1 pseudogene is annotated in these 255 nt (G+C 57.6%); it reads left to right on the top strand.

Features of this window, described 5'->3' with window-relative positions:
* Nucleotides 1-68: 68 nt before the first annotated feature.
* Nucleotides 69-255: pseudogene (locus JNB88_RS33325) on the top strand (ISNCY family transposase); the annotation flags it as partial.

Here is a 255-nt window from a genome sequence, read left to right as displayed (position 1 = left end):
TGTTCCCGAATATTCAACCGTTGCCTCACATAATTTGCTCCCTACCGAGTGGATGAACAGGGGCGACTATGGGGCAGTTGAGCATGGCGACAAGGAAAGAACTGACGGCGGCGGTTTCGGAGCGTTACCGTGCTTCGACGCGAGCGGAAAAGGCGAGAATTCTGGATGAGTGTGTCGTCATCACGGGTTTCCACCGCAAGCACGCGATGCGGCTGCTGCGGCATCACGAGAGAAAACCTACAGGCCGGCGAGCGC

This window comes from Rhizobium cauense, assembly GCF_019511525.1.
Taxonomy (GTDB): Bacteria; Pseudomonadota; Alphaproteobacteria; order Rhizobiales; family Rhizobiaceae; genus Rhizobium; species Rhizobium cauense.
This window is presented reverse-complemented; position numbering and strand designations above follow the sequence as displayed.